The sequence below is a fragment of the Pseudomonas azadiae genome (assembly GCF_019145355.1).
In the GTDB taxonomy this organism is placed as follows: Bacteria; Pseudomonadota; Gammaproteobacteria; order Pseudomonadales; family Pseudomonadaceae; genus Aquipseudomonas; species Aquipseudomonas azadiae.
In genome coordinates, this window is sequence record NZ_JAHSTY010000001.1 from 983,707 (window position 1) to 1,005,409 (window position 21,703).

18 protein-coding genes are annotated in these 21,703 nt (G+C 62.5%); 6 read left to right on the forward strand and 12 right to left on the reverse strand.

Annotated elements, in window-relative coordinates:
- Nucleotides 1-13: 13 nt before the first annotated feature.
- On the reverse strand, nt 14-766 hold the full coding sequence (locus tag KVG91_RS04325) for a thioesterase II family protein (RefSeq protein ID WP_169376472.1): 753 nt from the start codon (nt 764-766) through the stop codon (nt 14-16).
- Between the two features lie 302 nt (nt 767-1,068).
- Between KVG91_RS04325 and KVG91_RS04330 the strand changes: the two genes are divergently transcribed.
- The gene (locus KVG91_RS04330) at nt 1,069-1,620 is read left to right on the forward strand and encodes an RNA polymerase factor sigma-70 (protein ID WP_169376471.1); all 552 of its coding nucleotides are present in this window, start codon (nt 1,069-1,071) and stop codon (nt 1,618-1,620) included.
- A 254-nt stretch (nt 1,621-1,874) separates the two neighbouring features.
- On the opposite strand, the gene KVG91_RS04335 is transcribed toward KVG91_RS04330, so the two are convergent.
- Together KVG91_RS04335 and KVG91_RS04340 are read right to left on the reverse strand one after the other, a co-directional pair.
- Nucleotides 1,875-2,663, reverse strand: a complete 789-nt coding sequence (locus KVG91_RS04335) for a substrate-binding periplasmic protein (RefSeq protein WP_217894868.1) — start codon at nt 2,661-2,663, stop codon at nt 1,875-1,877.
- A 78-nt stretch (nt 2,664-2,741) separates the two neighbouring features.
- Nucleotides 2,742-3,380 (reverse strand): TetR/AcrR family transcriptional regulator, encoded by a 639-nt coding sequence (locus KVG91_RS04340; RefSeq protein ID WP_169377249.1) that lies wholly within the window; start codon nt 3,378-3,380, stop codon nt 2,742-2,744.
- Between the two features lie 138 nt (nt 3,381-3,518).
- On the opposite strand from KVG91_RS04340, the gene KVG91_RS04345 reads away from it, so the two are divergent.
- A complete protein-coding gene (locus tag KVG91_RS04345) occupies nt 3,519-4,061 on the forward strand; it encodes an exonuclease domain-containing protein (RefSeq protein WP_169377248.1) in 543 nt (180 codons plus the stop codon).
- A 63-nt stretch (nt 4,062-4,124) separates the two neighbouring features.
- Entirely contained in the window at nt 4,125-4,406 is a 282-nt protein-coding gene (gene ppnP / locus KVG91_RS04350) for a pyrimidine/purine nucleoside phosphorylase (protein ID WP_076953015.1), read from the forward strand.
- Between the two features lie 67 nt (nt 4,407-4,473).
- On the opposite strand, the gene KVG91_RS04355 is transcribed toward ppnP, so the two are convergent.
- Both KVG91_RS04355 and KVG91_RS04360 read right to left on the reverse strand, forming a co-directional pair.
- Nucleotides 4,474-5,280 carry an MOSC domain-containing protein gene (locus tag KVG91_RS04355; protein WP_169377247.1) on the reverse strand — a complete coding sequence of 269 codons (807 nt, stop codon included), beginning with the start codon at nt 5,278-5,280 and terminating at the stop codon, nt 4,474-4,476.
- 169 nt (nt 5,281-5,449) lie between these two features.
- Entirely contained in the window at nt 5,450-6,388 is a 939-nt protein-coding gene (locus tag KVG91_RS04360) for a chemotaxis protein CheV (protein WP_169377246.1), read from the reverse strand.
- Nucleotides 6,389-6,929: 541 nt separating this feature from the next.
- On the opposite strand from KVG91_RS04360, the gene KVG91_RS04365 reads away from it, so the two are divergent.
- The 3 genes from KVG91_RS04365 to KVG91_RS04375 all read left to right on the forward strand — a co-directional run bounded on the left by KVG91_RS04365 (nt 6,930) and on the right by KVG91_RS04375 (nt 9,277).
- A complete protein-coding gene (locus tag KVG91_RS04365) occupies nt 6,930-7,379 on the forward strand; it encodes a hypothetical protein (RefSeq protein ID WP_178115179.1) in 450 nt (149 codons plus the stop codon).
- Nucleotides 7,380-7,727: 348 nt separating this feature from the next.
- On the forward strand, nt 7,728-8,621 hold the full coding sequence (locus tag KVG91_RS04370; protein WP_169377245.1) for a sensor histidine kinase: 894 nt from the start codon (nt 7,728-7,730) through the stop codon (nt 8,619-8,621).
- Nucleotides 8,618-9,277 carry a response regulator gene (locus KVG91_RS04375; protein ID WP_169377244.1) on the forward strand — a complete coding sequence of 220 codons (660 nt, stop codon included), beginning with the start codon at nt 8,618-8,620 and terminating at the stop codon, nt 9,275-9,277. The genes KVG91_RS04370 and KVG91_RS04375 overlap by 4 nt, the downstream gene beginning before the upstream one ends.
- On the opposite strand, the gene yegS is transcribed toward KVG91_RS04375, so the two are convergent.
- The 7 genes from yegS to KVG91_RS04410 form a co-directional block, all read right to left on the reverse strand.
- The gene (gene yegS, locus KVG91_RS04380) at nt 9,236-10,156 is read right to left on the reverse strand and encodes a lipid kinase YegS (protein ID WP_217894869.1); all 921 of its coding nucleotides are present in this window, start codon (nt 10,154-10,156) and stop codon (nt 9,236-9,238) included. The two genes, KVG91_RS04375 and yegS, sit on opposite strands and share 42 nt — an antisense overlap.
- An 88-nt stretch (nt 10,157-10,244) precedes the next feature.
- Nucleotides 10,245-10,790 carry a hypothetical protein gene (locus KVG91_RS04385; protein ID WP_169378052.1) on the reverse strand — a complete coding sequence of 182 codons (546 nt, stop codon included), beginning with the start codon at nt 10,788-10,790 and terminating at the stop codon, nt 10,245-10,247.
- A gap of 32 nt (nt 10,791-10,822) precedes the next feature.
- Entirely contained in the window at nt 10,823-11,149 is a 327-nt protein-coding gene (locus tag KVG91_RS04390) for a hypothetical protein (RefSeq protein WP_169378051.1), read from the reverse strand.
- Nucleotides 11,150-11,174: 25 nt separating this feature from the next.
- The gene (locus KVG91_RS04395; protein ID WP_169378050.1) at nt 11,175-11,486 is read right to left on the reverse strand and encodes a hypothetical protein; all 312 of its coding nucleotides are present in this window, start codon (nt 11,484-11,486) and stop codon (nt 11,175-11,177) included.
- Nucleotides 11,487-11,527: 41 nt separating this feature from the next.
- On the reverse strand, nt 11,528-19,309 hold the full coding sequence (locus tag KVG91_RS04400) for a hemagglutinin repeat-containing protein (protein WP_169378049.1): 7,782 nt from the start codon (nt 19,307-19,309) through the stop codon (nt 11,528-11,530).
- Nucleotides 19,310-19,333: 24 nt separating this feature from the next.
- Nucleotides 19,334-19,855, reverse strand: a complete 522-nt coding sequence (locus KVG91_RS04405; protein ID WP_169378048.1) for a toxin-activating lysine-acyltransferase — start codon at nt 19,853-19,855, stop codon at nt 19,334-19,336.
- 11 nt (nt 19,856-19,866) lie between these two features.
- The gene (locus tag KVG91_RS04410; RefSeq protein ID WP_225926947.1) at nt 19,867-21,612 is read right to left on the reverse strand and encodes a ShlB/FhaC/HecB family hemolysin secretion/activation protein; all 1,746 of its coding nucleotides are present in this window, start codon (nt 21,610-21,612) and stop codon (nt 19,867-19,869) included.
- Between the last annotated feature and the right edge of the window lie 91 nt (nt 21,613-21,703).

The window sequence follows — 21,703 nt, forward strand, 5'->3', positions numbered from 1 at the left end:
ATTGGGCGGGCTTTCAACCGGCAGCCAGGTGCCGTGCGGAGCCATTGCGCCAGCGGGCCAGGTGTTCGTCGGCGTAGCGCCGCAGGCAGCGCAGCACGGCGCTTTCGTGTTGCATGAGGAAGAAGTGGTGGCCGTCGAACATGTCCAACGAAAAGCCGCTGGCCGCGTCGATCTGCCAGTCGAGCAACTGGTCGGCGCGCACGCTGTCCTGTTTGCCGCCGAACACGTGGATCGGCATGTCCAGCGGCGCGCGCTGGCCATAGGTGAAGCTGCCGCACAGGAGGAAATCGGCGCGCAGGATCGGCAGCATCAATTGCATCAACTCAGGGTTGGCCAGGGCTTCTTCGGCGGTGCCTTGCAGTTCGCGCAAGCGGGCGATCAGTTGTTCGTCGGTCTTTTCGATGGCGTATTCACTGACATCGCGACACGCCGGCCCGGCCGTGCCGGAGGCAAACAGCGCCAGCGGCGCCGGCACCTTGCGCGCCCCCAGCGCGTGGGCCAGTTCGAACGCGAGCAGGCCGCCCAGGCTATGGCCGAACAGGGCATAAGGGCCGCTCAAATCGTGACTGATTTCGTCCGCGAGTTGCGCAGCCAAGGCCTTGATGTCGCGCTGCAACGGCTCATCCATGCGCATGCCACGGCCGGGCAATTCCAACGGGCACACCTGCAACCACTCCGGCAGCGCTCGCCGCCAACGCGCGTAAACCATGGCGCTGGCGCCCGAATAGGGCAGGCAGAACAGGCGCAGTCGGGTCGGCGTACTCATCCGGCGACAACTCCAAACTGAAACACGCTGTATGCACGATAGAAACCCATTTCGTCCTCCTGCGGGTGCTGATCCTTGGCCGTTTTACTAACGGCCTGTCACCCAGAAGAACGGACGGCAGCGGCAAATAATTAGTCGCCGGGTACGTGCGAGACGTGGTTCACACCGAACAAGAAAGCATAAGATTAGTTCGCCTTCTCATTTGACAATAATTATCATTAAGCATAATTTGTTGCCCGATGTGTAGGAGGCCTCAGCAAGGACGCCCTCCCCTAACCTCTTTTGCGACAAGGTGAATTTCCATGACGGAACAAGTATCCACAGGCAGGTGCGACTCACCGCTTCTCCAGGCATTCGTCGATAATCGGTTGATCCTGGTGAAGATCGCGGCACGTATTACCGGGTGCCGCTCCCGTGCCGAAGACGTAGTGCAGGACGCCTACTTCCGGCTGCAGTCAGCGCCGACGATCACGTCGTCATTCAAGGCCCAGCTCAGTTACCTGTTTCAGATCGTGCGCAACCTGGCGATCGATCACTATCGCAAGCAGGCCTTGGAACTCAAATACTCAGGGACCGAAGAGGAAGGCTTGAATGTGGTTATTCACGGCGCTTCACCGGAAACCTCGCACATCAATTTCAGCACCCTGGAAAACATCGCCGACGCCCTGACGGAGCTGCCCCAGCGCACCCGCTATGCGTTCGAGATGTACCGCTTGCACGGCGTGCCGCAAAAGGACATCGCCAAGGAGTTGGGGGTGTCGCCGACGTTGGTGAACTTCATGATCCGGGATGCGCTGGTGCACTGCCGCAAGGTGTCGGGCAATCACAGCGATACGTTCGCGCGGCGGGTTTGACGTGCAGGCGAGCCTATGTGGGAGCTGGCCTTCCTGCGATGCACATAGGTATCTCAAAAGCTGACAAATCTTCTGTAGTGAGCGGGCTTGCCCCGCGCTGGGTGGCGAAGCCGCCCTAAACCAGGCGGCTCAATTTTTGTCAGGAATAATGCGGTGTGTTTATTGGGGCGGCTTCGCCACCCAGCGCGGGGCAAGCCCGCTCACTACAAGGATAGGTAGCTCCCCACACACAATCACCCTCGGTGCCGTGCCCGTCAGGGCACAGGGGTAATGTCGATGCGATACGGCTCGAAAATCTTCAGCATCTGGCCATTGTCCCGCAGGCGCTTGAGCAGCCCGGAAAACGCTTCGCCCGTGATCGGCGCTTTCGGGCGCAGCAATGCGTAGTGGTGATACACCTGGTCGATGCGCTCCGACACCAGGAACTGCCCGGCCATATCCGCATTGCGCACCAGGAAGTCACTCAGGTACGAACGGGTCACCAAGGCGATATCGGCACGTCCGCGCGCGACCATCAGCAGGTTGCTGTCATGGGAGTAAGTCAACGTGGCGTTGAAGTGCTCGACCATGTACTTGGGGTCGGGGTTGAAGTGGGCGAAGGCGTAGTGATAACCGCTGAATACGGCCAGCCGTTTGCCTTTGAAGTCAGTGAAATAGGCCTGGCCGCGACCGGGCTCACGCTGGGCGACGAAAATCTCCGCGTCCTCCAGCCCCAGGTCGACGGCAACGTGGGGTATTTCCTGCCAACCCCAGTCCGGGTTTTCGAAGATGGCCATGTCGACCCGACCCTGCTCGAAATCGCGAAAGCGCCGCGGGATAGAGGTGGGCACTAACACAAACTGGTAATCGGTTTGCAAGGCGTTCAGTGCCACGATCAGTTGCGGCAGCAGGCCGGTGTCGGCGCCCTGCTCCGGACGCACGGTATAAGGAGGAAAATGCGCCGCGCCGATCCTCACCATCTGCGCAGCCGAGGCCGGTATGCACCAAGCGCTGCCCAATGCCCAAAAGGTAAGTCCTGCAGCCAGCCGCCGTGGCGAAAACATCAAGGCACACACCGTTCAAAAGGCTAATGGCGATAAGCTAGGCGTTTTTGCCTGGAGAGACAACTTTCCACCCGCAAATTAATAGCTTGCGTCAGGCGAGGCTTTGAGCACCATCAGCAAGGCTTCTTCAGCCAATTGTTCGAGCGTCAGGCTACCCTCGGCGCGGTACCAGGTGGTGGTCCAGGACAGGGCGCCGGTGAGAAACCGCCGGGTAATAACCACATCGCCGCGTATATAACCTGCCGCCCTGGCCTCTCCCAGCACCTGCAGCCAGATCCCTTCGTATACGTCGCGCAGGGCCAGCACCTGGGCCTGGCTTTGCGTCGACAGCGAGCGCCATTCGTACACCAGCACCGCCATCGCCTCGCCGCTGCCGCCCATGATCGACTGTAATTCGCAACGAATCAGCGCCAGCACCCGTTCGCGCACGTCGGTGGTTTCTTCAAGACACGCGCGCATCATCGCGGTGTTGTAGCGGATGGTTTCTTCCATTACCGCGCGCAGGATCTCGTCCTTGCTCTTGAAGTGATGAAAGATGCTGCCGGACTGGATGCCCACGGCGCTGGCCAGGTCACGCACAGTCGTACGCTCGAAGCCCTTGTTTCGAAACAGGTGAGCCGCCGTCTGCAGCAACTTGCCCCGTGCGCTGTCGGGGTCGGTCAATTGGCCGCCGTCGACCATGGTGCGCATCACCCGCAGGGCGTTGTGCTCATCCATGCCTCTCTCCTTACTTCTACGCTCGTGTTGGCCGGCAATTTAGGCCGTGCCGGCCAACCAAGCAAGCGCTTGGCGGAACTACAGGGCCGGGCTACGCTCTATCCCCAACAGAAAGGGAAGAGTACGGGAACCTGCGCGATGCCTCATTGGCTGATTATTGACCTTGAAGCCACAACGGATGAAGGCGGCTGGCCCGTGACGGAGATGGAAGTCATCGAGATCGGCGCGAGCCTGGTCAACCGCCAGGGGCGCGAGCTGGATCATTTCCAGCGCTTTGTACGGCCGCTGCGCCGGCCACTGCTGACGCCCTTCTGTCGGCAACTGACGCACATCACCCAAGCGAACATTGATAGCGCGGCGCCGATCACCGAGGTGTGGCCATTGTTCGAACGCTGGCTGGGCCAGCACCGGCCGCGCCTGGAAGGCTGGGCCAGTTGGGGCGATTATGACCGCAGGCAGTTGGAGCTGGAGTGGCAGCGCCATGGCCTGGCCAGCGCGCTCGCCGACACGCGCCATGTAAACCTCAAGCAGCGCTTCGCCAAGGCCAGGCGCCTGGACAAGCCCCTGGGGCTCAACGGCGCCCTGCAATTGGCGGGGATGCAGTTCCATGGCCAGCAACATCGGGCGCTGGAAGATGCGCGCAACACCGCGCGCCTGCTGCCGCTGATTTTGCCGGTCTAGGCAGCTCCCCTGCCCTTGGGCATACTGGCCGACCTTTCCAGACCCTTTTCCGAGGAACCGCCCATGTTTAAAGTCAACGAGTACTTCGACGGCACCGTCAAGTCGATCGCTTTCGGCACCGCAGAAGGTCCGGCGACCATCGGCGTCATGGCCCCCGGCGAGTATGAATTCGGCACCGACCAACGGGAAATCATGCACGTGGTCTCCGGCGCCCTGGTCGTCAAACTGCCTGACGCCGAGTGGGAAACCTTCGCCGCCGGCAGCCAGTTCAACGTGCCGGCCAACAGCAAGTTCCAGTTGAAGGTCGCCGTGGACACCGCTTACCTGTGCGAATACCGCAGCTAAGGTTTCTTTGCAGGCATAAAAAATGCCCGTCTCCCCAGAGACGGGCATTTTTCATGGACCAGGAACACTATTCGAGGATCGTCACCGGCATCCCGACTTCCAGGCGCCCGTTGCCATCGTTGACCAAGTTCTGGCCGAACATCGCCCCCTGCTCGGTCTTGCGATAGGTCTCCAGCGTGGCGAAGGGTTCGCGGTCGGCGCTGCGTTCACCGGTCTGCGGGTCGATGGTGGTCAGGATGCAGCGCGAGCACGGCTTGACCACTCGGAACTCCACATCGCCGATGCGCAGGCGTTTCCAGCCGTCTTCAGCAAAGGCGTCGCCGCCTTCGATCACCAGGTTGGGACGAAAGCGCAGCATGTCCATCGGGCGACCGATGCGCGCACATAAATCGTTCAGGGAAGCCTGGCCGATCAACAGCAACGGGTAGCCATCGGCAAAGCCTACCTGGTCATCGTCCTGGCCGTATCCGGCATCGGTGGCCCGCGCGCGTTCCAAGGGGAGTTGCACCAGGCGCGTCGGCTTGCCGATGAAGTCGCTGACCCAGGCGGCGGCTTCATCGCCCGCATCCGGCACGCGCAGGGTGTCACGCCAGATGGTTACACCACGCAACGCAGCGTCGCCGCCGGGCAGCGCCACGTTCAGCGGCGCGCAACCCGGCGAACTCAGGGTAAGACCACCGCTGCCGTTCCACAGCGCCGACAATTGGCTCATCTTCGCCACGGCGCGCTGCGTGAGGAAACGCCCGCTGGCTTCGTCCACCAGCATCCAGCGTCGATCGCCGTCCACCCCGAGCTTATCCAGGCGGGCCTGCTGCAGTATTTCGGCCTTGCCGGACTTCAAGGGGTAACGGTACAACGCGCTGAGACGAAGCATGGGCCTGCATTCCTGAACCAATAGAGCCCACACTATATCCCGTAGTGAGCGGGCTTGCCCCGCGCTGGGGGGCGAAGCCGCCCTAAACCAGGCGGCCCGGTCCTTCCTCGAACTGCGCGGCGGATTTATTGGGGCGGCTTCGCCACCCGGCGCGGGGCGAGCCCGCTCACTACGAAGCGGGCACTTCGTCCAGCATCAAACGCTGACGCACCACATCCACCAGCTTGTCGGGCTGGAATTTGGACAGGAAGTTGTCGCACCCGACCTTCTTCACCATCGAGTCGTTGAAGCTGCCCGACAGCGAAGTGTGCAGTACCACGTAGAGTTTGCGCAGGCGCGGGTCGTTACGGATCTCGGTGGTGAGACGATAGCCGTCCATTTCGGGCATTTCGGCGTCGGTGAAAATCATCAGCAGCTTGTCGGTCATCACCTGGCCGCTGTCGGCCCAGCCCTTGAGCATGTTCAAGGCCTTGAGGCCGTCGCTGGCGATGTGCATCTTCACGCCCAACTGGCCGAGGGTGTCGCGCAGTTGCGAGAGGGCCACGTTGGAGTCATCCACCAGCAGCACTTCGCGGCCACGGGCGCGCTCCAGTACCGGGTCTTCAAGTTTTTCACGGGAAACCTTGGCGTTGTACGGCACGATCTCGGCCAGGACTTTTTCCACGTCGATGATTTCCACCAACTGGTCGTCGACCTTGCTGATGGCGGTGAGGTAATGCTGGCGCCCGGCACTGACCGGTGGCGGCAGGATGGCTTCCCAGTTCATGTTGACGATGCGGTCCACGCCGCCCACCAGGAACGCCTGCACGGAACGGTTGTATTCGGTGACGATAATGGTGCTGTTGGGCCCCGGCACCAGTGGGCGCATGCCGATGGCCTGGGACAGGTCGATCACCGGGAGGGTCTGGCCACGCAAATTGACCACGCCACACACGAAGGGATGACGCTGGGGCATCAAGGTCAGCTTGGGCAATTGCAGGACTTCCTGCACCTTGAACACGTTGATCGCGAACAACTGGCGCCCGGCCAGGCGAAACATGAGGATCTCCAGGCGATTCTCACCCACCAGTTGCGTGCGTTGATCTACCGTGTCGAGAATGCCGGCCATTGAAAGCTCCTGATGCGTAAAAGGGGTTGTGCGGTTCACATGAGGTGGTTATCGGCGGCGAACGCCAGACCTTGACCCTCTGCAAAATGCCACGTAAATACATTGATGTCACACTGACATCATGGTTTACTGCATTGCCTTCTACACAGAGCGGTACAGCCTCGTTGCGCGACATTCGATTCGACGCAAGGTTCCGCCATGTAAGGGATTCCCCTATGCGCAATCAGGCCCAACCTGATATTCGCAATATCTAATAGCCATTAATGTGACGCCATTCTCACTGCATGAATGGAGTCAGGCTTTTGTTTGCCATACCAAGCCCTCGACCCGCGGGTCTCCCAGACATCCGGACGTCAGCAATCGAAGGTGCACAATCGGCCCCATTCATGAGGGTCGCGCATAGCCGTCGCCTACACTCTCATAAACGTCCTACTGAAAACTCAGAAGCAGCCTACAGATATCATTCATATTTCAGCGCTAGTTTTATGCCATTCACCCGGTGCGGCATCTCATCACCCGACCTTATGTTGTGGAGACTTGCATGATGAACAGCGCAAATGAATGGCAGACCACACTTCCCGAATTCCTGTTGGATGCACAAACACTGCTGGCCAAGTCAGAAGAGTGCTTGAGTCACCTGCAGCTGATTCGCGACGACAGCGATGCCATCGATTGCATGAAGTCCAGCCTCGCCAAACTGGCCGAGAAGGCCGACAGTCTGGCCCTGCAGGCCATCAGCGAATTTTCCCGGCACATCCAATACCTGATCGCCAATGCCGCCTGCCCCCTGCAATTGCATGACCAGGCGCTGGATGCCTTGCACGCGTGCCTGACGTTGCTGGCCTGGCAACTGGAACTGATCGATACCCGCACGGGCGAACTGGGCATGGATGAAAGCGAGCAAGCGAAATTGATTGCTACGGTCACGCTGCAAATCCCGCAGAAAGCGTTTATTTATAAACCTGCGCAGCCTGTACACCGCGTCTCTTGATCGGCTGAAGGTCGTGCTTGAGCCGATGTTATCTGAATAACGACAGCGCTAACCCATTCACTGGCTGGAATAGCGCGCAAATGATCCCAATTAGCCACTATTTCACACACAAATAATAGAGCGCCCCACTCCAAGAACTCTGGGAATACCGCCCGGAGTATTTGCGCGGTTAATAACTCGGCCGGGCACAGCATCAGGCGACCAACGGTAATAGTGGTGGTACTATGCTCCGCTCGAAGTGACTCACTTCATATGCATAAAGACGATTCGACTACGTATTCCAAACAGAGCCCGGTCAGCCGCCGTGACCGCTCTTCCCGCAGCGAACCCTCATTGGCTTCATCCGCTATGTCTGCCAGCCTCAAGACCCTCATCGCCAGGTCCGCCTCCTGCAGCCATGCACGCCGCTGGATCACCGCCCTGTGCCTTGGTTCGCTGTTGCTGAGCCTATGGGTCTATTCCCACGCCGCGCCGCTGCCATTACTGGCGATTGTGCTCAACCTCGCCACCCTGGCGGTGCTCGCCCTGCAGCAGCGGCGTTCACGCACGTCCATCAAGTTCCAGCCCCAAGAGCTGGCTGACCGCTTGCTGCAAGTGCAGGAAAACGAACGCCACCGCCTCAGCCGCGAACTGCATGACGATATCGGCCAACTCCTCACCGCCGCCAAGCTGCAAAGCGAATGGCTCAAGCGTCGCCTGCCCGAAGACCTGCAAAGCCAGTGCACGGTGCTGTGCGACACGTTGAATGAAACCCTGGCCAAGGTGCGTGACGTCTCTGCCATCCTCAACCCCCGCCAGTTGGCCAGCCTGGGCCTGGAAGCCAGCCTGCGTGCGCACCTGCTCAAGACCCTGGAAAACACACCGGTGTGCTGGAGCCTGGAATGCCAGCAGCGGTTGACCGGCATCCCGGAAGAAATGGCCGTGGCGGCCTTTCGCATCACCCAGGAAGCGGTCACCAACATGCTGCGTCACGCCCAGGCGCGCAATCTGCTGGTCCGCCTGCAACGCCTGCCCGAGGGCCTGTCGCTGAGTATCTGCGATGACGGCCAGGGCTTCTCGCCAGCCGCCGACCCAGGCCTGGAAGGCCAACGGGGCATGGCCGGCATGTCCGAGCGGGTTGATCAGTTGGGCGGCACCTTGTCGGTCAGCAGCCAACCGGGCAAAGGGACCCGGATCGACGTACTCTTGCCCTGGGCGCCCCGCGCCCTCGAACGGGCCAGTTCCCCTAAGGTTTTCGAGTGAGCTGCACATTACTCCTGGTGGACGACCACGCACTGATCCGGGCCGGCGTACGCGCGCTGGTGCAGGACATTCCCGGCTACACGGTGATCGGCGAAGCCAGCGATGGCGCGCAGTTGCTGGAGCAGTTCAGCACGCTGCTGCCCGATGTCGTGCTGCTGGACCTGTCGATGAAGCACACCGGCGGCCTGGACGCCTTACAGCAACTCAAGCGTGCCTACCCCCAGAGCCGCGTGTTGATCCTGTCGATGCACACCGACCCGCAATTGATCATGTGCGCGCTGGAGTCCGGCGCCCATGGCTACCTGCTAAAGGACACCACCGCCAACGAGCTGGAACACGCGCTGCGGGCGTTGTGCAATAACGAACGCTACCTGAGCCCGGCGATTGCCCACACCGTAATCAACCAGGCACTGGAGCGCAGCCAGGGCCCGACCACGCCTGCGGCTCATAGTCATAACCTGACCGCTCGGCAGTTGGAGATCCTGCGCCTGATCGTGCGCGGCAAATCCACGCGTGAAATCGCCCACGGCCTGGGGTTGAGCATCAAGACCGTGGAAGCCCACCGCTCGCAGATCATGAAACGCCTGCAGATCTTCGACGTGGCGGGCCTGGTGTTATTCGCGGTGCGCGAGCAGATCATCAGCCTTGACGACTAGCGGCGAATCGACCGGCAGGTGCACGCGCAAAGCCTTGGGCAAGGCTTCGAAGTGCAGGTCATCGCCCTCCAGCGGCTCGCCATCGAGATTGATGTACAGGCCCTGCGCAACCTTGATATTCACCCAGGGCAGGCGCGCGCGGACGAACATGGTGTCCAGGCCCCAGCCGTTGGTCATCAGCTCGCGAAGCGTGCCGACCACCTCCTGAGGCGCCGGCAGGATGCTGACGTCCAGCAACCCGTCATCCGCCATGGCACCAGGACATAGCTCATGCCCGCCACCCGCCTGACGACCATTGCCGATGCCCAGCGCGAGCAGCTCGCCCTTCCAGTGAAAATCCGGCCCCTCCAGTTCGCCATAGGCGGCTTTCAACTCACTGAAGCGCGACAGCCCGGTGAACAGATACGCCGCGCCGCCGAGGATCTTCTTCAGGTCTTCCGAGGTATTGGCGGTGACCTGGCTGCCAAAGCCGCCAGTGGCCATGTTGAGGAAGATCTGCCCGCCGACCTGACCAAGGTCGATTGCCCGGGCCGGCACGTCCAGCAGCGCCAGCGCCGGACCGGGTTCCAGCGGTACACCGGCGGCCTTGGCGAAATCGTTGGCGGTGCCCAGCGGCATCAACACCAGGCTGGCGTCGGTCTTGGCCAGCGCCATGGCTTCGGCCACGTCGCGCAAAGTGCCGTCGCCGCCACCGGCAATGATGTGGGTATAGCCGTCGGCCAACGCTTCGTTAACCAGCCGCCCGGCGTCACCGCCCTCCCAGGTCACCCGTACCGCCAGCTCCCCACCCTGCTCGCGCCGGGCCTGCACGGCCGCTCGCACGTCCTCGTTGAGGGCTTGCTTGCCGTGGAGGATCAACAGTGCCTTGGGGATGCTCATGGGAAAACTCCTGGTTCATAGGTGCATGCAGGATGTTGACCTTTAAGGAGTAGGAAAAAGTCAGTGAGCCTGGAAATTAATTGGCGGGCTAAAAATTGTCCATCGCATTGCACATGGCTATTTTCCCGGTGGGCGGGGGGTTCACGGCCACCCATTGCTTGGCGCCCGCCGGCAGTTCATGCAGCTGGAACGAGCAGTTCGCCGACATTGAGCCCTGCACCATGTAATCCGCACCGGGGCGCGGTACGAAGCTCATGGTGCTGAAGCATTGCCGGGAATACTGCAGGCGGCCCAGGTAGTGGAACGCAATCGGCTTGTTCGCCGGCACCAACAGCTCCGACGTCACCGCTGCGTTCCACGTGTAGACCGGTCCGGGCATGCCGAGTGTTTCGCCGTTATGGTCGGGGAAGCCGGATTTCACCGACGCCATCACTCCAGCGCCCGGCACATTCCAGTCCAGGCAATCACGCCCCGGCACCGCGCGCACCATGCCGTCGGTAATCACCCGGACGCGCGCGGTCTCACCCGATTGCGGCGGCGCATAGGCAGTGCTGAGGGAGCGAATATTCGCCACCTGGCCGCACCCGGTGAGCAGCACCAGCAGCGTCAGGGGAACGGCAGGTAAAACGGTCATGGGCATTCAACTCAAAAAGGACAAGGCGCCGGTCAGGGCTGACGGCAGTTCTGGCTGACCGACAACTGCGGCGCCGGCTCGTAGCTCACGCGCTGCAGCCCATCGGTGCCCTGGAACATGAAGTACTTGATGCGGCAATCCTTGAACATTTTCGAATAGCCCTCGGCCCGAAACCCCTGGCCGTCGACCTGTTTGGTCACCGCGTTGTTGCGGCTCACCACCGCGAGCACCTGCTGGTAGCTGTCACCCATGTTCACCCCGGGCTCGCCGGTGATGGCCGCCGAAGACGCGCACCCACCCAGGGTGGCCGCCGCCAGCAGCAGTGCGCTGCCGTACAGTCCATTGCGTATCTTGCTCATCTCTTGCTTCCTTTTTAGTCGAAGATTAACGGCGGCCGTCGCACACCGGGGACTCACCAATGCGGCCAAGCTTGCACAGGTCCAGGTCATCGTTGCGTTTGAAGCCTGCGTCCTTCATGCAATAAAAGCGCATAAGTTTTTCATCGATGGGCGAACGGTCCCCCGCGCCATCCAGGTTGGTATACCCGCAGGCCCGCATGGCGTCTTTGACGCCCTGCTGAGAAACCCCGCTTTTTTTCCATTGGGTGAATTCACCCGGCGGCGGCTGAAAGCCCCTGCCCGTGCAGCCAATCAGTGACAACACGCAAACACTCAACAGCAGTTTCATAGCGACCATGGGACTCTTCCTTATCAGCGACGTTGGTACAGGGGTATCCATCATGACTGCGGTTTGACCCTGATGAACTCCGGTTGGCCGTTGGGCGAATTGGTCCAGTACTTGGCGCACTGTTGGCCGCCATTGGCATAGCAGTTATGCGCGGTGTGTTCGGCACCAAAGACCTTCAGCCATTCCCACACACGGTTACTGCCCTCGGGAATGTTACCGCCGGTCCCGGGGTTGAAACCGACGAGGGGCGCGCGGGCCACCGGGTCGAAATTGTGATTCTGGTACTGCAGCCCCATATTCTCGCGTTGCTCTGCGGAGGTCACGCTGGAGCGATCCTGCAATACCCCCAGCAACGTATCGGCTTTTTGCACCCCATACGCGGCACCGAAGAAATTCATCGCCGTATCGCTCAGCATGCCCACGTTGGCGGGATCACGTGCCAGCGACTCCATGGCATTGCCCGTGGTCATGGTGCCCCGACTGTGACCGTCGATGTGCAGCCCGCCCTGACCGAACTGGACCATGTATTCCTTGGTCTGCACGGTCGCGTTGGACAAGCCCCAGAAATCGTTCTCGAGATTTTTCTGGTACGCCGCAATCATCAGCTCCGAGGTGAAGTTGTTGGCCTTCTCGAAGTGGATCAGGTACTGCGGCCCGGTACCAGCCGAGCTGTGCTGCTCGGCATATTTGGCCGCACCGTCGGCGTCGTTGAAGATGCCGTTGTTGGCGATGTGCACCTTGCCGTCCGGGCCGGGCTTGAGGTGCTGCTTCTCTTCGGCGCTCAGCTCGCGATAGCGAACCTTGTCGTTTTCATCGCGCATCGCATTGCCGTTCTCATCCTTCATGACCTCATAGACCCTGGCCTTCTCAAGGAAAATCTTGCGATACGCCTCATCCGCCAGCAACGAGACCTGGCGATACAGCTCACGCTTGATCTCCTGCTCGGCCTCGACCTTGCGCCCCATTTCCGCCACATCCAGACGATCCACGGCGGCGTGGGCGGCCTCGGTGTTGCGGTTGAGGTCGGCAATGGTCTCGTCGACGCTCATGCCGGCGACCACGCGCTGGCGTTCGGCGTTGGTGATGACCAGGGTGCCGGCGCTGATGGCGCTGCGGGTGTCGGTGGCCTCGGAGTCGGACTCCGAGGCATTGTTCAGGCTATTGGCGAGCAGCGCCTTGGCGGTGCCGAGCTTGCCGTCGAGCATGTCCGAGCTGAGGTCGACACCGGAGGTCTTGGCACTGGCTTCGGACACGTTGCGGATGTCCGACACGGTCAGGGTGCCGGTGGTCAGACTGTTCTTGCCGTCGGCGATGGCCTTGTCGGAACTGGCGATCACGCCGCCCTTGAGGTCGGTATTGCCGCGCACATTCAGGTCGAACCCGCCGTCGCCGGCGCGGATGCCCGATTGTTCGATGACACTGGCGAAGTTGGACTTCTGCTTTGTGTTCGTGGAACTGAAGCTGGCCGTGGCGGCACCGGCACACACCGGCGGGATGCAGATGCTGATCCCGGCGCTCATGCTCTTCTGCTCGGAGGCAAAGGTGCTGGTGTCCTGCAGGCTCTCGACATTCAGGTCGCCGCCGACATCGGCCTTGACCGTGGTGCCCGAGACCACCGCGCCGCGCAGGGTCGTGTCCTTGCCGGAAATCAGGCTGACCTGATCCCCCGCTGTCACGTGGGTGTTGCTCCAGACCAGGTCGTTGCCGTCGGCATTGCCACGGCTCTGGGACGCCGAGGCGTTGAAGCTCAGGCCGTTTTTCTCGCCACCGAACGAAATACCGATGCCGATGCTGCCATTGATGCTCTTGTTAGTGCTGTGCTGCTCCATGGTGTTCTCGGCGCCCACCAGCAGGATATTGCGGTCGGCCTGCAACAACGCATCGTTGCCGGCGGTGATCTGGCTGCCTTGCACCGTCAAGTCGTTATTGCGCGTGCCGCCGCTGGCAATGATCGAGACGTCGTTGCCTGCCGCGACGGTCGAGCCGGCGGCGGTGTTGCCGTTCTGTTCGCTCTTGCTCTGGCTCTGATTAGTGCCCAGGGAAATGCTCAGGTTGATTCCGCCCATGGCCGCCGGATCGGCCGCGACCTGGGTGTAGGCATCGCTGGCGGACCACGCGGTGCTCAGCGCGGCCAGGGTTTTCATGCGCTTGTCGTCGGTGCGCTCGGAGGCTTGCTTCATGCGCTGCGCGGTCTGCACCGCATTCACCACCGGGCTGGTCAGGGTCAGGCTCACGCCGGTCTGCTTGAAGCGTTGTTCCTGTTGCTGCGAGCTGAGGTTGCGCGCCTCGAGGATGTTGACCTCGGAGGCCTGGATCGACACATCACCCTTGGGCGCCACGACGTTGCTGCCCACCTGGCGGTATTCGCCGCCCGCGCTGACCAGCACGTTGCCGTCGGTGGCGCCGAGGCTGCTGGCGGCTGCCGTGGTCTGCTGACTGCGGTCCTTGTTGGTCTGCTGCTGCGAGCCAATGGTGACGGCAATCGCACCGCCGCTGAACATCCCGCTCTTTTTCACATCCTTGCTGTGGGATTCATCCAACTGTTCGGTGGCGGCGAGGACCTTGATGTCATTGCCCGCCGCCAGCACCGTGCCCGAGGTCGACACCACGTTGCTGCCGGTGAGGGTGATGTTGTTGCCGGCCTGCAGCACCGCCTGCTCGCCACTCAGGGTGGCGGCCTGGGCACGGGTCTGGCTGACCGTGTCACGGGTGGTGGTGGTCTTCTTGGAGAACATGCCGTTGCTGCCGGTGACCTTGTGCGCCTCATCGGCGCTGTCAAAACGCTCGCTGGCCTCGACATTGATGTCGCGTACCGCGCTGACCACCACGGCCCCCGCCTCGCTGTTGACCACCGCACCGCGCGCCTGCACGTCGCGCCCGGCCCCCAGGCGAATATCGTCAGTGGCTTTCACCGCGCTGCCGACTTCATTGCGCCCGGCTTCCTTGCGCCAGTTGCTGCCATCCCACTGGTTGGCCTGGGTGTAGGACTCGCTCACCGTGGTCAGGTTGATGTCGTTGCCCGCCACCAGCGAGGTCTTGCCGCCGACGCCGGTGTTGCTGACCTCGGCGCCTTGCAGGTTGATGTTGTTGCCGGCCGTGGCAATCAGGTTCGCCGCCGGGGCCGACACGTACAGCCCGGCCACCCGCGACAACGCGGTGCGCGTGCCCTGGTCGCTCTGGCTGTCGGTGCTGATCGAACGCACATTCAGGTCGTTGCCGGCATTGACGGCCAGGCTGCTGTTGGCGCGGATAACACCACCGATGTTATTCACGTCCCGGCTGGCATTCAGGCTGACGTCGTTGCCCTGGATACGGCCACCGAGGTTGTCGAGGTTCTGCACGCTGATGTTTACGCCATCGCGCCCGGACATACTGCCGGAGTTGACCAGGTCGCCGCGCACATCGAGGTTCAACGTGCGCCCGGCCATCAGTGCACCGGAACCGTCCACATCGCCTTCGCGAACCCGCACATACACCTGCGGCACCAGCACCTGGCGGACTTCGCCGCTGGCCAGGGTGACGTCCTTGGACACCAGCCACACGATGTCACTGGTCAGTTGGGCCATTTGCGCGGCGGTCAGTGCCACGCCCGGAATCAGCTTCCACTGATCGGCCAGGGTCACCGCACTGTCGATCATGCCGCGGTACTGCTCTTCGTCACTGGCGTAGCCGTCGACAAACCGGCGCCCGGTGAGTTGCGCCACTTGCTCGCGGATCAGCTTCTGTTCGTAGAAGCCGTCGCCCAGGCGTTGCTGGGTCGCCGCCGGGTCCAGGTTCAGGCGCTGCAGCATGTAGTCCGAAGACAGCCACTGGCGGTAATTGGCGAAGCGCGGGTCGGTCTCCACCAGGTAGCCGACGGTGCTCGTCGGGTGGGTGTGGAACAGGCTGCTGTCGGGCAGGTCCGGGTTAAAACCGCCGGTGCGGATCTGCTCCACACCGCTGGTGGCATTCTGCTGGGTCAGCGCCTGCACTTGGCTGATCGGCGTAACCGCGTAGGTTCGACCAACCCCCGACAGGTCGCCGGTGCCGGCGGTCTGATCGGTGACGTTGGCCAACACCAACGCACCGACCTGTGTCCCGCTGCCGTTGATCGCCGCGTACTCGGTGAACACGGTCGGGGTCAGCTTGATTTGTTGGATCAGCGGTGCCGGGGTGTAGGTAGTGACGCTGCGGCCCTGACGGTCGCGGCCTTTGCGCTGGATGCGATAGAAGTTGGTCAGGGTTCCGTTGTCGGTGGTGATGCGCTGGCCATCCACCTCGGTATTGGTCATGCTGCCGATGCTGCCGTTCAGGGCCTGCCCCGCGATGATCCGGCTCTTGTCGTTGATGACCTGATCGGCGATCAGGGTGAGGTTGCCACCGGCCAGCATCTGCGCAGGGTCAGACTGGGTGATCCGGGTTTCGGTGACTTCACGGGTGTAGTCGTAGCGGTTCCAGCGGTCCCTCACGCCTTCCGGCGTGACCAGATGCTGCACTTCGTCGTTATAGGTGGACACGTCGCCAGGCCCGTAGCGGTTGGTCGAGCCTGATAGCTGGAACTCCTGCAATACCCCGCGCGATACCACCGCCGTCTCGGTTGCAAAGTGCTCGTTGGTGTTGCGAATCACCCTGGCGTTGACCCCCAGATTCCCCAGGGCCTCAACGGTGGCGCTCGCGTTGTTGAGTTCCTGCGCCTGGCCGACGGCGTTACCGTTGGCGTCCAGCGCGCTGCCGATCACCAGATCGCCGGCACTGAAGATCAAGCCATGCTCGCGGTTGTTCACGTACTGACTGGCGATGTCCAGGCGGTTGCGCGCGGCAACCGTCGCAGCGGCCCCGCCTTCAAGGGTGTTGTTCAGCGTGGTGGCGGCGATGGACAGGTGATCGCCGTAGATACGTCCGGTGCCCAGGTTGTTCACGGTCGCGGCGTTGACCCGGGTGATTTCACCGTCGATCAAGCCACGGTTGTCGAGCTGCCCGCCCGCATTGACTTCCACCTGGCGCGCGCTGATAAGGCCGCTGCCGGTGTTGTCGAGGGTGTTGCTGTTCACGCGCAACAAGTTAGCGGCCTGGAAGGTGCCCTGGTTGGTCAGGCGCCCGCCGGTCTCGACGGTCAGGCCGCCGTTGGCCTGGAACAGGCCGCTGTTGACGAAGTCGCCGGCCAGCCGGAACGTCAGGTCGCCCAGGCTCAAGGCCCGGCCGCTACCACTGTAGTTGGCACTGTCCACGCGCAGCGCTTGCCCGGCGATCAGCGTGCCGCCTTCGTTGCTCACGGCCAGGGCTTTCTGCGCCAGATCGCGGTCGGCCACGGTCAGCAGAATGCCGGCGGAGACGACGCCCTGGGTGTTATCCAGGGTGCCGCGACCGGTGACGCTCATGACCGCATCGGAAACGATGGAGCCGACGCGGTTGGTGAGGTTATCGGCATCGAGGGTGATGGACTGGCCCTTGATGCCCTGGTTGGCGCCCTGGGTCGAGCTATTGTCGACACTCCCGGCGGTGAGCAGCAGATGGCCGTCGGCCCGCAGCAGGCCGGCCTGGTTACTCACCGATTGTGCACCGACATCCAGGGCCTTGGCGCTGCCGATAAAGCCCTGGTCGTTGAGCAATTGCCCGGCGCGTACCGTGACCGTGTCCTGGCCAAGAATGCCGCCGTTGCTGCCCGAGTTGCGGTTGCTCAGCAACTGGCCGTGGGTGTCCAGCAACAGGCTCGACTTGGCCTGCACGATGCCGCCGTCATTGAGCAGCACACCGCTGTCGACCGTCAGCGTGTCGCTGGCGTTGAGCGTGCCCCGGTTGTTATTCAACTGCTGACCGTGGGTGTCGATCAGCAATTGCGCGCCGGTAATCACGCCGCCCGTATTGCTCAGGCCCTGGACGTTGAGGGTCAGGGCCTTGGTGGACTCCAGGCGGCCGCCCGTGTTGTCCAACGGCTGGGTGCGGCTGGTCAGCAGCAGGTCGCCCGCGACCGAACCGAGGGTGCCGCCGTTGTTGAGGATGCTGTCCGCGTTGACCGTCAAGGTCCGGGCCGCCGCGACCGTGCCGGCGCTGTTGTTCAACTGGCCGGCATTGACGTCCATCGTGCCGCCGGCGGTGATTTGCCCGCCGCGGTTTTCGAGGGTGCCGCCATTGAGGTACATCTGCGCGGCGGTCAGCAGCTTGCCGCTCTGGTTATCCAGCCGCTCATGGGCGGTGACGTGCAGGTCCTCCAGGCCACCGGATTGCACCAGGCCGGCGCTGTTGACCAGGGCATTGGCCGTGACGTCCAGGCGCCCGCCGCTGGCGAGGGTGCCACTGCTGTTATCCAGGTTGCGCGTCACGGTGACACGCATGCCGGTCTTGCCGGTCTGCACCCATTTGCCGGCGACGTTGGAAAAGTCCAACGCGTTGACGGTGATCTGCGCCGCGCCGACCTGCGCCGCATCGCTGAGCAAGGTCTGACTCGCGTCTGCGCTGAGGGCCTGCGCGGCAGTGATGCGCGCACGCCTCAGGTCAAGGTTGCCGGCGGTGCTGGTCAACGCCACGTTGCCGGCAGAGGTGGTGCTGTCACTCAGATCAACCTGCGCCGCCGTGGCCGTGAGCTTCTCGGCCGCCAGGTTCTGGCCCTTGGCGCTCAAGGTTCCGGCCGAAGTCAGGGTCAGCGAGCCGGTGTCACCGAGCTTGCCGTCGCTGTCGACACCGGCGGCCAGTGCGGAACCGGCGTGGCTGCGAATCGCTGACTGCGCGCCCGTGGCCGTCACGCGGGTATTGCCCTTGGCCGACACGATGCCGCTGTTGTCGATGTCCCCAGCGGTTTGCAGGTGCAGGTCGGTCTGGGCAAACAGCGTGCCGCTGTTGTCGATGCCTTTGTCGGCCGTGGCCGTCAGTTGCGTGGCGCTGCTGATCTGGCCACGGTTCTCGATACGCCCGTCACTGCCGATCACCACTTCACCGGCACTGGCGCCGATCTGCCCGGCATTGCGCACGCCGACACCGGCACCGTTGCCCACCAGGGTAATCTTGCCGGCATACATGCCGCCCAGTTGCGCCACATCGATGGCGACCGCCGGGACGTCCGACTGTGTGTTGTCCGTTGCCCCGGCCTTGATGCTCAGGTCCCTGGACCAGATCCCCGCGTTGACCTCGACGGTGCGCGCGATGATCTCGGTGTAGTCGGCACGGGTGCTGTCCATGCCAGCACCGTTGATGCTGACCTTGCCGCCCGAGACTTGGTAACCGCTAATCAGGCCGTTCTCGAACTGTGCGCGGCCGGTGGTCAGGGTCGCCCGGTCAGCGTTGATGAAGCCGCAACCGTCGCAGGCGATGCCCGACGGGTTGGCAATCACCACCTGGGCCTTGGAGCCGCCCACTTCGACAAACCCGCGCAATTGGCTGGGGTTGCTTGAATTGACTTCGTTGAGAATCACCCGCGCACTGCCGTTGGCCAACGCACGGTTGCCTTCGATCCAGCCACCCAGCTGGGTCTGGCTGTTGGTCGCGCCGTTGTTGAGGATCACCCCGCGCTTGTCCACATCAAACTGCGAGTAGGTGTTGCGCGACACCCCTGCCCCGCTCGGCGCCGTGATGTTCACCACCGGGGCGCCGTTGCCGGCGGCACCGATGGTCGGGCGCTGGCCGGCGGGCGCCGAGCCGTCGGCCACCACCTGGGCCTGGGCGGGCGCCACCAGGGCGACCCAGCCCATGCCGACCATCAGCGCAAAACGCAGCGGCGTAAAGGTCGCCACCACGCTGCCGGCGCCCGACACAGCGCCCATGGTGCCGGGTGCCTTGCACGCGCTCTTGACGTTTTCGGCCACGACCATCATCAGGCCGCGCGCCTTGTTGAATACAATTCGATACAGATGCTTATTCATGCAAGTCCTTTGCGCAGTGGCAGATCAGAGCGCGTCGCTGGGTAACGGGTGGGTGGCAAACCAGGCTTTCGCCTCCAGGTCCAAAACGGCGATCCCCTGGAAATTCATCACGCGCAAACCGCGCTCTTCGCCCCGGTGGTACAACGAACGACAGATACGCGTGGCCCACACGCGCCGACGCAACAGGCTCATCACCCGTGGGGTGTGACCGAACGGCGCAACCCAGTCGTTGACCCACATACGGTCGCCGCTGTTCCAGTCTTCCGGCGGCAGGCACACCGCCGGCTCGCTCAAATAACGTGCCTCGGCCTCGGCACTGAGGTTGAGCCACGACAGGAAAAACACCGGCCGCCCGCCTTCGCTCATCAGAATGAACTGGCGCGCCTTGATGGCCGGCAGCAGCAAGGTCGGCAGGCTGTGCAACGGCGCATCGCGATGGGCGCTCGAGTGCATCCACAGCCACACCGCCGAACCCAGCACCTGCGCTTCGTCGAGGGAGGTGTCGGCCCGTTCGGGGGCGAGTACCTCAAGGCTGCCACGATGCATGCTGCGCTCCTTCAAAAGGACCAGTTGGCGCTGAAGCCACTGGTTACGTCGGCGGTCTGGAAGCCCTTGGGTTTCTCCAGGGGCTTGCCGGTATAAATGTCATAGGAAAACTGTTTGTAGCCGCCGCGCAGACCCACCACCGCCCCCGCCAGGCGCCGGCCCGAAAGGTACTGGGTGGAATGCCCGCCGACTTCGCCATAGTCCACGCCCAGGTAAAGTTCCTGGCCAGTGTTGGCCAGGCTCAGGCCCAGGTCGTTGCTGAACGTCCAACCCCGTTCGGCCGAGAGGATCTGCTCGCCGTCGAAACCACGCACGGTGTAACGTCCGCCGATCGAAAACCGGTCCTGCGGGATCAGCGCCGTGCGGTTCCATTGCCCGCGCCAGCCGGCGACATAGCGCAGACGTTGGCTGGCCAGGGTAAATGGCACTTGCAATTGCGCGTTGGCAGAAATGATCTGGGAGCGAGAGGTGCCCTCGCCGGTGTCTTCTTCCGGTGCGCGCAACGCATCGCGGGCCCCGGTGCCGCGGCGATAGCCCACGCCCAAATCGAGGGTACTGACACCGATGAATTCACGGTGGTTGATCCCGGCCTGCCAGCCGGCCATGCGCCGACGCTGCAACTCGATTTCCGTGTCTTCGATAAAATTGCTGGAGGTGCGGCTCCAACCGCCGAAGGACACACTGGTCTTACGCACGGCATCGCGGTAGATCACCCGCGAGACCTGGATCTCATTGGTGCGGCTACGGCCCTGGTAGGAGTAAGTCTGGTTGGCACCGGCAATCGTCTGGTGGTAGTCGTATTCGCTGGAGGTGAGGCTCAACTGCCAATAGTCATAGGGCACCGAGTAATGCACGGTATGTCCCTTGGAGCCGCGGTCGCCGCTTTCGCCGCCGCCCAAGTCATGGTTGAAACTGATATAGAACAGGTCGTTGAGCGTCGCCAGGTTGTCCAGCGACAAGGCGACGTTGCCTTGGTATTTACCGGTTTGCTTGCTGCCGGAGTCGTCCACCGACAGGCTGACCCGTACCGGAATGGCCTGCTTCCAAGCGATCACCACGTCGCTCTCCCCAGGCTTCGCATCCTCGCCCTCGGCCGGTTTGATCTGCACATCGGCTTCGGCGGTGGGCACACGCTTGAAGTTCTCCAGTGCCTGCTCGATATCGCGCAGGTTAAGCACGTCGCCGGCGGACGCGGGCATCGCGTTCCAGTAATTGGCGCGTGAGGAGGTGCCTTCGGCGAAGCGGATTTGCTTGATGCGGCCGGGTACCAGTACCAGCGACAGGGTGCCCTGGTTCAGGTCCTGGGCTTGGGCCAGTACGCGGGTGGTGATGAAGCCCTTGGCGATAATTGCGTTCTGGATACGCTTCATCGTCAGATTTATGCCGCCGGCACCGATGCAACGCCCTTGCACCGGATCATTCGACGGGTTGGCGGCGCGCAGGGCCCACTGGAAATCTTCGGCCTGGTCGCCGGTGAGGATCACGCGGTTTATCTTGAAGCAGGGCGATTCAGTGCGCGACAACCGCAGGCTGCCGTCAGTGTCTTGCGGCGCTTGCAGACGTACATCCGGCGAAGGCTCCAACTGTTCGCGCTGCGCACGCTCACGCTGTTGCTGCAGGAGTAGTTGTTGAGCGGGCGCTACAGGCTCGGCCGCCAGCGCAGCAACGCTGGCGAGCAGACCGAACGTGATACCGGTGGCTACGCAGGAATGCAGCAAAACAGACGGCTTTGTTTTTGGTAACGCGTCGAAAGACATTTCGCATCCTTGTAAGTGAAACTTCCTACATGCGCAGGCTTGGTCACCACAAAGACGAATAAGTGCCATGAAAAACATAGCATTGTGACAT